This is a genomic window from Vibrio sp. M250220 (genome assembly GCF_036533795.1).
In the GTDB taxonomy this organism is placed as follows: Bacteria; Pseudomonadota; Gammaproteobacteria; order Enterobacterales; family Vibrionaceae; genus Vibrio.
This window is the reverse complement of sequence record NZ_JATABI010000004.1, coordinates 130,694-139,031: the sequence shown is the minus strand read 5'-3', so window position 1 is coordinate 139,031 and position 8,338 is coordinate 130,694. Positions and strand designations below refer to the sequence as shown.

The following is an 8,338-nucleotide window of genomic DNA, read 5'->3' as shown; positions in this document are numbered from 1 at the left end:
TTCTCTGAATGTAGAAAAACAGCAACCGCTAAACATTGAAAAAGAGCCTGTTTACGAGATACCGCCAGAGAGCCCCAAGCGATTTAATCAACCTTTAAACACTTTCTATAACTACACCGAGCGATGCTTAGTCGCTACCTCAATCGCATCGATCAATCGTCCTGAGTGGATTGAAAAAGACATTCCCGTTGTAAATCTGAAAATAGTGTCTACCGAATCGAAGGCAACAGACTATGGCAAATTGGCATTTTTAGCGTTGCCAGCGAGTACAACCAGTTCTAACCTTGGGATTATCAGTACCAACACCACCTCTACGCTAGGGAAATGGAGTATCACAGGTGAGGCTCTCAGCAGCTTTGCCCGCGTCGGTGGCGGTTTAGTTGCTGCTTTGTGGCCTTCGCAGCTTGGCGATGGAACACTTGAGGGCAACCCTGAGTTTGCGACGAGTGACACAGTTACGATGCGTGTCCGTTTCAATATGTACACCGATGAAAATGGCAAGCAACAAATCGTTGGTATAAAAACGGGCGAAGGAAGTGCATACGGTGATCGCGTGGCGAAGCGTGAGGCGGTGCAGCAAGGGCAACACTTTATTGCTGAGTTGGATAATGGTATCACTATTACCTGGACACCTGACGGCTCAACCGATGTACTCACACCTGATACCGTCTTCCCCGAGAATGACCAAGTGGATGTTCACAATATCTTGGTTCACCCAATTGAAGAGCATGAGCAAGAAATTGGCTCGTCTGCGCTTTAATGTAATGAGCATATCCGCTTTTTAGAGTGGTTTGCGAATAACTGGCTAAAAGACTTGTCGCCTCAAGGCGTTATCTAGTAAGCTTCTCGCTCCATTCTCACTATCTGTACAGGTTCACCCTAGACTATGACTTTGCCAAAAATTGCTGAAATCAAAAACCAATGGCTTTATCAGCAAGTAGATGTCGAGTTTCCTACCAAAGAGAGCATCGCGGGTATGGAACTGTACAAAGACGCCGTATCTGTCCGTCAGTACCAAACGTTGTCAGAGATACCGGTGGCGGATAGCCAGATGGCACCAGAAGATATCTTTCTGGTCGACTTCCATCGTCTTACGGTGATGTTTGCATTATTGCAGGCTGGTCGTTGGAGTAATGAGTCCGATCAACAACTGATCGTTGAGTTTTTAACCCAAATCATCTATTCAGAACCTTGCTCACTCTATCTTGGTTTTAAAGAAGGTGAGGCGGTAGCTGCGGCGATAATTACCATAGACCAGCAAACGGTTCTAATTTCTGATGTTGTATTGAAAAGCAGCGGCACTGAAGTGACTGAAGAAGGATTTCTTGCTGCGCTTTACACTAAACTCGATCTGCCACTTGACGATAGCCACACCTTCATCATTGAGCAGTGATGACTTCATCATTGTGCCAACGATAAAATGGTGACATGGTCTAAAAATCTGACATAAACTTCTATTTATCAAGGGAAGTGTTAAGCACATCATTCCATTTAATACTCACTACCTTATTATTTCTCTTGGCGAATTAACAAGGTAATGAGCATGACAGAGTCCCAAGTTCAGTGTGTAATCTTCGATTGTGACGGCACGTTAGTCGATAGTGAGAGACTTTGCTGCCAAGCACTGTGTGACACGTTTGCTCTATTTGGTGCCACCCTCACTTATGAAGCAGCAGCCAGCCATTTCGAAGGCGGTAAGCTTGCTGATATTCTTGCGGCCACTAAGAAGCGATTAGATGTCAACGTTTCTATCGACCAACTCGAACCCGTTTACAGAGATATATTGGATCGACTGTTTGAACTACAGCTAAAGCCAATGGACGGGGTGTTTGATTTATTACAGTTCCTTGATGACAAAGGCATTGAGTACTGTGTCGCGTCAAATGGCCCTAAAGATAAAATCGAGCGTTGTCTTGACCTGACTGGTCTGTTGCCTTACTTCAGCGGTAAAATTTTCTCTGCATTTGATACTAACAGTTGGAAGCCAGAGCCCGATCTTATTCAATACTGTGTGATGAATATGGGGTTCACTCGCGAGCAATGCCTTTATATAGATGACACCCCTAAGGGTTTAGAGGCTGGTGTTAGGGCGGGAGTTCGCTCAATTCACCTTACTGGTCTAAATGATCGTGAACATGTGTTTGATTTGAAAAAGATCCGTCATCTCAACGAGCTTGAACAGATCTTGTGTTGATTTTTTAGTGGCTAGCTGATGAAGCGATTAAGCACTGCACATTAAGCACGGATATAGCACAGTTGGTTGGGGCTAGTTGAGTAACATTTTCGAAAAAAGAACCACACTCTACACACAACATACTGTCAGATTCAGAGAGTAAGTATTCTTCACTACCACATAGTGGGCAGCACAAAACTTCGTTGAGCTTGTCATTGTTATCCATAAAGGAATCTCTCGGCAGCAAAAATTTAGACTGGATGCTTTTATTAGTTTATTTCTTATTCACTGACAGATTAGCGATATAAGAATGTGCTTACAATTGGATTTTGGTCTAAATTGAGGCCACAGATGAGATGTGTGCCCTAATTTGGTGAAGAAACGAATGCCAAAGCGACAATAGGTTCAATTGTCAATCTGATAAATTAAAAGCCCGTGACTACCACGGGCAATTAACAATCAACTAGGTGCGATTCGCTAGGTAGGCTTGATAGTCGGGGATTTCTATGTCGACTTCTTGTTCGATCAAAGGTGATGCAAACAGTAACTTAGCCGTTGCACGGTTTGTCGCTACTGGGATATTCCATACACTCGCAATACGAAGTAGTGCTTTTACGTCAGGATCATGAGGCACTGCATTGAGTGGGTCCCAAAAGAAAATCAATACATCAATTTTACCTTCAGAGATTAGCGCACCAATTTGTTGGTCACCGCCCATTGGGCCGCTAATCATGCTTTTGATCGCGAGCCCTGTCTCTTTGCTTAGCATTGTGCCAGTGGTGCCTGTTGCATAAAGAAAATGGCGTTGTAGCTTCTCTTTGTTTTCTTTTACCCAGCGTAATAGCTCTGGTTTGCAGTTGTCGTGAGCGACAAGCGCCACATGTTTATGTGCAGGCAGGGTACGAGTCGTTTTTTCCATTTAGACTTCCTAATTGTTTTCGTTATAGACGTAAAAAGTGGGTCGATATTCCGAGGGTGAAAGGGATTGGGCAATCACCTTCGGGTTGAGTTTGTTTGGTGTCAGTGGTTCTATGATCGGTGCTTGGATCTTTTCGTAAGGTTCGCCTTTCAAATAGTGAACAGCCTGAAGGACAGACAGACGACCTTGTTCGACCATCTTATCTGTCGGGGCAAACTCAACGCGATTTCTCAAAAGACCACGGTAGACACCGTGACTGAGATAAGTTGAAACTAATCCAATTTGCCCAACTTGGTCTGTGCTGCGTAATTCACTGATTGCAGCCTCGATGGCTACTGCGCTGCCTACAATGTAATCCAACTCTGTATTGTCTATGGCATGCTGAACAAGGTTACGCTGTAACTCTTTGTCATTGTCAGCCCATAATGTTTCTACGATATGGATATCACTGCCTTTAAGCGCAGAATAGAGGCCTTTAATGACCGGTTTGGTCCCGCCACTCGATTTCGGGCCAGGTAGAAGCGCAACATTTATTTGACCGGAACCTTGTGGGTGTTTGTTTTTTAAATACTCACCGGTGTAGTAGCCCATCCAGTACCAATCAACACCCACTTCACCTTTCAGAGCGGAGCTGTTTTCTTTGTCTACAATCAGCTGATTTACCGTTGCAAACACAGGGATCGAACCAACGCTCTGACGAAGTGAGCTATAAAACAGATCTGGGGCGACTGTACCAAGAATGATCGCGTCGGCATTCCAACGCACACACAGAGACATATGCTCGCGTTGCTTTTCGAGGTTAAGATAGCCTCCCGCTTCCAATACTCTGAGATCGACGTGTTGTTTCTTTGCCTCATCAACCATCCCGTAATTGACCGACAACCAGTATGAATCTTTTAAATGCGGGTAGATGGCACAAATTCGTAGCGGTTGTTCCGCGTGGGCATTAAATGCCGCTGCGAGGAGTAGCATTGAAGTTAACAGTGTGGCTCGCTTTTGGATAGCTGAGATCAAAGACATGCAGTATTTCGTTGGTAAAGGCGGATTAAACACTGCAAAATATAGCGCATTATAGAAGACTTAAGAAGTGAAGATTCTCGATGTTACTAGCTAAAGCCAGTATTGGACGCAAACTGCTGTTGGCATTCCTTGCGATGGCGTTATTGGTTTTGATTTCTGCGTTAATCGGGGTATTTGGCTTTAGTTCTGTAGCAAAAACAGAGCGAAATGTGGTTAATTCGGCGATCCCGTCAATGATTGAAGCAAGACAGGTGTCCGAATTAAGCTCACGCATCATTTCTTCTGTACAGACGCTTTCCAATGCGAAGAGCGAAGAGCAGCGTCAACGTTCGGGAAAAGAGTTGTTTTCTCAGCTGGAATCTTTGCTAACACATATCAAACAGTTAGGTTCTGATTCGTTTGACTCTGGGTTACTGACGAGGTTGGAGTCGGATGTTCAGATCGTCATCGATACGCTTGCTAAGTTTGGAATTGTGGTCGAGAAAAGGCTATTCCTCAGTCAAGATATTGTGGTACGAACAGGTGAACTTCGGGACCTTGCTCTAGAGCTGGAACAACTTACTCGTACTCAAGTCGCCAACACATCTACCATTGCTGTTGCCAATGTAACTCACATCTACGCACTCCTTGATAAACGCCAGATAGAGCAGGCGTATAACGCGCTTGATGCTCTGGTTGAAGTCGATCTTGATCTATCCGAGCGATTACACGAACTTCATCTACTGGCGTTTAAGTTACTTAACCATATAGAGGAGGTGCGTACGGTATCGGATATCAATCGTATTCAAACCATTAGAGATGAGTTCAGCAGTAATCTGAATATTATGAAACGACGCGTGCAGGGTGTAGAAGATCCTACGCGATCGCAACAGATGGCGGAACTTCTCAAGAAACTTGAACGTCGTGAAGTGGTTTTTGATGTGCTGACTCAACGATATGAGAACGAACGTTCAGCGCAGCAATTGATGCAAGATACTTTGACTCAGTTTTCTACACTTAATGCCACCGTAAACAAGCTGGTCGACGAGTCTAATGCTTCAACGACTCGGGCGGTTGAAGAACTAAAAACGACCCTCGATTACGCTCAGCTAACACTGACGATTATTACGGTGCTAGGTATGGTCATCGTGGTGTTGATCGTATGGAAAGTGGTCTATATATCCGTGGTTAAACGTCTTGCAGAATATTCCTCGGCGTTGCTTTCAATCGCTAAAGGGCAGTTGCAAGTCGAACTTGCCGTTAAAGGCAATGATGAATTGGCACATATGGGGCAAGCGATCATTACTGCACGTAACACGGCAAAGGCTTTAAAGGTGGTCGCAGAAAGTGAAGCCAAGGCGAAGCGAGAACTCGAACAGCATAAGGGCCATCTAGAGGAGCTAGTGACTGAGCGTACTCATCAATTACAACTCGCCAATGTCAGATTAAATGAGGAAGTAGAAAACCATGCACGCGCCCGTCAAGAGGCCGAGCAAGCCAGCCGTGCCAAATCGGCGTTTTTAGCGACGATGAGTCACGAGATTCGCACACCAATGAATGGCGTACTCGGGACTGCTAGGTTGTTAAAAGATACCGGGTTGGACAGTCAACAGGGCCACTATGTCGATGTTATTAATCGCAGTGGTAACGGCTTGCTTGCTATCCTCAATGACGTACTCGATTACTCAAAGATTGAGGCGGGGCATTTAGAAATTCGTCCAATCGACTTTAATCTGCACGCGATGGTGGATGACACCAAGCAATTACTAAATGGAAGAGCTCAAGAAAAGTCGCTGCAACTCGAATATTGTATCGAAAGTGATGTGGATAAATTCTGGTTTGGTGACATGACGCGAATCGGTCAAGTTCTTAACAATCTTGTCGGAAATGCTATCAAGTTCACTGACAAAGGCCATGTCGATATCTATGTTGCTCATGACCCTGACAATGATGGACATGTGTTGTTCGAAGTGTCGGACACGGGCGTAGGTATCAGCGAACAAGAGCAGCTCAACTTGTTTGATGCGTTTACTCAGGCATCAGGAGGATTGAGTAGTAAAGGTGGCACAGGTTTAGGGCTGGCGATTAGTAAGCGATTGGTTGAGGCGATGGGGGGAGAGATCCACCTTGAGTCTTCACTTGGCGAAGGGAGCCGTTTTTGGTTTTCTGTTCCCCTACAGTTAGGTCAGGAAGTACAACAACAAGATACCGTAACCAACTGTAACGTGACCGCACGCGTTTTGCTGATTGAAGACAATCCGGTTAACTGCATGGTCGCTGAAGGATTTTTGGCGAGTATGGGACATCAAGTCATGACGGCGGTTGATGGAAAGAGCGCTAGGAGTGACTTCGAGCAGCATTCGTTCGATATCGTGCTGATGGATATCAACCTGCCTGATTGTGATGGAATTGCATTATTAGGTGAGTTGAAACAAATAGAAACTGACTCGTCCAACCGAATGCCGACGCCAATGATCGCGGTATCGGCGCATGTATACAATGAAGAAGTTGAAAGTTACATCGCGGCGGGTTTTGATGGATATCTGCCTAAGCCGCTTGATAAGGACGCACTTAGCCAAATGATCCAAAATAGTTTAGAGGGCAAGTCGTTATTGTTAGAACAAAACGATTGTCATAAAGAAGACATGCCAGTGCGACCAGTTAATCAAGCCATTATCGACCCCAAAATAGTGATAGCGGATATGGCAGTGCTAGGGCAAGCCAAAATGGTGGAAATCTGTGGCTTGTTCAGCGATGGTGCTCAGGAGATTGTTACGCAGTTAGATAGCGCGGCTGGGCAAAATGATCAAAGAGAGATTAAACAACTTGCTCATAAACTCAAAGGATCGGCGGGCAGTTTAGGCTTAGGGGCACTGTTCGATTTGTGTCTCGAGATAGAAAAAGCACAGCAACCGTGTGAGATGTATCTGGAACATCGCAGTGAGCTTTGGTCATTGGTCGAACAATCAAAGCACGCACTCGATGAGATATTAGCTTAGAGGAATTAAATGTATCCAATAGAATCAAAACAATTATTGATGGATCAAATCACGGAAAATGATTGGCAGCTCTTTGAACGATTGCACCAAGATGATGATGTGATTCGTTATGCGTTTGATAAACCGACGAAAGAGCAAATTCGTCAGCGTTTTGAATCTCGTCTTCCAAAGTGGAATTGGCCTAACAGCCATTGGTTGTGTTTAGTGATTAAAGAGAAACAATCGGGTAATGCCATTGGGGTGACGGGGCTGTGTTTGTCTGAAGACAATCAACAGCATATTGAAGTTGGCTATTTGCTGTTGCCGGAATTTCATGGACGTGGATACGGGACAGAGTCATTGGTTGCGTTGATCGACCATGCTACTCACAACTATCCAATTCAAACGGTTAATGCGATTGTAACCGATGGCAACGTTGCGTCGTGTAAAGTGCTGGAGAAAGCGGGTTTCAGTCTCGCGGAAAGAGAGAAAGACGCTTACCAAATCGGTGGTCAGTATTACGATGACTTGATCTATCGTTATCAGGTTAAGTAACGACAGAGAGGGTAAAAAGCGCTAGTGCTGTGTAATAGGTGGATTATCACAACATGGCGGGAAAACGCGGAGCTACTTCTGAAAACTCGGACCATTGATGACCTTCTAGTGCTGATCATATACGCCGTTGCTCTTAATAGAACCGCCACCATAAATAACTAAAACTTTTTGATCTGAAGGGATTGTCGAACTGATACTTTGAATCTGACCTTGACCAAAGTGAATCTGGGTTGGGTTTACGTAGCTAAATTGCATTGCGACTTGCCTCTTGTTTGATTTGGTAAGACACGAGGGGCATTATGCTCGTGTCGCTAAGTCTTTAGAAGAACTATACCGACACAGTCACCGTGCAAGAACTTACTGAACAAAGCAAGAGAACTGATCCAACTGGAAGGGCTTAAAGCAGCAGATGCTGCGCGATTGGTTGGATACAATAGTACTTCTCAGTTTTCACGCGAATTTAAGCGCCACTTTAATGAAACCCCGAAGGCAAATGCAGCATAAAAAGGGAAACTGACGCTGACATCTTTACAGTGTTTTTTTCCAGCCAATTGGGCAATACTGTTTTCAGAAAAAGAACTATTCTCTTTCTTCCCTATAGGAGATCTAGTCAATCTTCTACAATAAACCTCTTCATGCTAAGCGTGGAGAGGTTTATTTCTTTCTGATGAAATAAATCAAAAATTAGTTATCGATGCAAATTAAGTTTCACCT

8 protein-coding genes and 2 pseudogenes are annotated in these 8,338 nt (G+C 44.6%); 6 read left to right on the top strand and 4 right to left on the bottom strand.

Going from position 1 to position 8,338, the window contains the following annotated elements; genetic code table 11:
* The 3 genes from QTN94_RS02955 to QTN94_RS02945 form a co-directional block, all read left to right on the top strand.
* The coding region (locus QTN94_RS02955; protein WP_331426802.1) for an S-type pyocin domain-containing protein at positions 1-760 on the top strand (760 nt) is incomplete at its 5' end.
* 126 nt (positions 761-886) lie between these two features.
* The gene (locus tag QTN94_RS02950) at positions 887-1,393 is read left to right on the top strand and encodes a flavodoxin (RefSeq protein ID WP_331426801.1); all 507 of its coding nucleotides are present in this window, start codon (positions 887-889) and stop codon (positions 1,391-1,393) included.
* Between the two features lie 150 nt (positions 1,394-1,543).
* Positions 1,544-2,194: an HAD-IA family hydrolase gene (locus QTN94_RS02945; protein WP_171052115.1), complete on the top strand. Its 651-nt coding sequence runs from the start codon at positions 1,544-1,546 to the stop codon at positions 2,192-2,194.
* A 4-nt stretch (positions 2,195-2,198) separates the two neighbouring features.
* Here QTN94_RS02945 and QTN94_RS02940 read toward each other — a convergent pair whose 3' ends face one another.
* From QTN94_RS02940 to torT, 3 genes are all read right to left on the bottom strand, one after another.
* On the bottom strand, positions 2,199-2,399 hold the full coding sequence (locus tag QTN94_RS02940; RefSeq protein WP_331426800.1) for a hypothetical protein: 201 nt from the start codon (positions 2,397-2,399) through the stop codon (positions 2,199-2,201).
* A 237-nt stretch (positions 2,400-2,636) separates the two neighbouring features.
* Positions 2,637-3,092, bottom strand: coding sequence for a methylglyoxal synthase (locus QTN94_RS02935; RefSeq protein ID WP_138970633.1), 456 nt, complete (start codon positions 3,090-3,092; stop codon positions 2,637-2,639).
* A gap of 9 nt (positions 3,093-3,101) precedes the next feature.
* Complete coding sequence (gene torT, locus QTN94_RS02930; RefSeq protein WP_426951382.1) at positions 3,102-4,112, bottom strand: TMAO reductase system periplasmic protein TorT; 1,011 nt, start codon at positions 4,110-4,112, stop codon at positions 3,102-3,104.
* Positions 4,113-4,192: 80 nt separating this feature from the next.
* Between torT and torS the strand changes: the two genes are divergently transcribed.
* Both torS and QTN94_RS02920 read left to right on the top strand, forming a co-directional pair.
* Positions 4,193-7,090, top strand: a complete 2,898-nt coding sequence (gene torS, locus QTN94_RS02925; protein ID WP_331426799.1) for a TMAO reductase system sensor histidine kinase/response regulator TorS — start codon at positions 4,193-4,195, stop codon at positions 7,088-7,090.
* 9 nt (positions 7,091-7,099) lie between these two features.
* Complete coding sequence (locus QTN94_RS02920) at positions 7,100-7,624, top strand: GNAT family N-acetyltransferase (protein WP_331426797.1); 525 nt, start codon at positions 7,100-7,102, stop codon at positions 7,622-7,624.
* 67 nt (positions 7,625-7,691) lie between these two features.
* Here QTN94_RS02920 and QTN94_RS02915 read toward each other — a convergent pair.
* Positions 7,692-7,879, bottom strand: a pseudogene (locus QTN94_RS02915) (NADH-dependent alcohol dehydrogenase); the annotation flags it as partial.
* Between the two features lie 10 nt (positions 7,880-7,889).
* Here QTN94_RS02915 and QTN94_RS02910 point away from each other — a divergent pair.
* Positions 7,890-8,128, top strand: a pseudogene (locus QTN94_RS02910) (helix-turn-helix domain-containing protein); the annotation flags it as partial.
* Positions 8,129-8,338 lie beyond the last annotated feature (210 nt).